This is a genomic window from Prevotella sp. P4-119 (assembly GCF_002251345.1).
Classification (GTDB): domain Bacteria; phylum Bacteroidota; class Bacteroidia; order Bacteroidales; family Bacteroidaceae; genus Prevotella.
Genome location: NZ_NPJB01000082.1, coordinates 1 through 1,442 on the forward strand (window position 1 = coordinate 1; position 1,442 = coordinate 1,442).

Genomic DNA, 1,442 nt, shown 5'->3' on the forward strand with positions numbered 1-1,442 from the left:
TGAAATGCACCCCTAAAGTTAGACATAAAGCTTTTAGAGGTACATTATGAGTAGTTTTCATTCATTAAAAGAAAGATTAGAAACAGTATTAAAGGTAAAGTCTGGCGTACCCATCGTCCAGTTATGCAAAGACCTACACACAGGGCGTGATCAGATTCTCGAGTGGGTACGTCGTTATGATGAACAAGGAGAGGCTGGTTTAGTACGTCATAAGACCTACAGGCAGATTTCTTGTGCAGAAAAAGAACATTTAGTTCGTTTGTATCTGGAAAAAGACTTATCTTTGCGCGAGATTTACACCTCCGCAGACATCAGTCGCACTAATCTTGAGACATGGGTACGTATAGTCCGTAATAGAGGTTACAGTGCGTTGTATGAGGTTAAGCGCCGAGGTCGGAAGCCAAAAGACATGAAGCAGCAAAAGCAAGAAAAGTATGACTCCAAAGCAGAATTAGAGCGACTGCAGGCTGAAAACCTTCGCCTGAGAGCAGAGAATGCATTGCTAAAAAAAGCGAAGGCCTTGATGGAAGAAGAGGAGTCCAGGCTCAGAGGTTCTGGACGCAAGTCATCCAAGCATTAAGGCCGGAGTTTGGACTCAACATACTGTTGGAGATTAATGGGATGGCACGTTCCGTGTTCTACTACCACTTGAAGAAACTTAAAGAAGGTGTGGATAAGTACAAACACGAAAGAGAAGAAATTAAAAGTATCTTCCATGAGCATAAGGGCCGCTATGGCTATAGACGGATAACGGCAGAAATGCGGAACAGAGGATACGTCATTAACCACAAAACGGTGCAGCGCATCATGAAGTCAGAGAATTTGAAATGCCAGATACGCAAGGTAAAATACCGCTCTTATAAAGGAGAGGTTGGTCGTATTGCTCCTAATATACTGGAGAGAGACTTTAAGGCTAGTTCGCCTAATCAGAAATGGGTAACTGATGTTACTCAGATAAATATAAAGCAAACCAAACTATACCTTTCTCCTTTATTAGATCTCTTCAATGGAGAAGTGATCTCTTACAATATTTCTACTACACCCAATTTGGAGCAGATACATGACATGCTGGATAAGGCTTTTGCCAAAGTCAGTCATCTGAAAGGCCTTATTATACACACTGACCAGGGATGGCAGTACCAGCATTACGGATATTGCAGAAAACTACAAAGCCATGATATCATCCAAAGCATGTCAAGGAAAGGAAACTGCTTAGACAATGCTGTGGCTGAGAATTTCTTTGGGATAATGAAGTCGGAACTGCTATATGCAGAAAACTTTGATTCCCCAGAAGAATTTATCAAGGCTTTAGAAGAATATATTGACTATTATAACAATAAAAGAATAAAAATCAAGTTAAATGGTATGAGTCCAGTACAATACAGAATGACTCAATTAAATACGTAAATGTTTAACCCGTCCAACTTCTTGGGGTCACTATA

Annotated in this window: 2 protein-coding genes; both read left to right on the top strand. The window is 40.5% G+C overall.

All coding sequences use genetic code 11. From position 1 onward, the window contains the following. Nucleotides 1-46 precede the first annotated feature (46 nt). Nucleotides 47-580: a helix-turn-helix domain-containing protein gene (locus CIK89_RS09195; protein ID WP_091964514.1), complete on the top strand. Its 534-nt coding sequence runs from the start codon at nucleotides 47-49 to the stop codon at nucleotides 578-580. Next, nucleotides 499-1,407 (top strand): IS3 family transposase, encoded by a 909-nt coding sequence (locus CIK89_RS09200; RefSeq protein ID WP_143025596.1) that lies wholly within the window; start codon nucleotides 499-501, stop codon nucleotides 1,405-1,407. The genes CIK89_RS09195 and CIK89_RS09200 overlap by 82 nt, the downstream gene beginning before the upstream one ends. Nucleotides 1,408-1,442 lie beyond the last annotated feature (35 nt).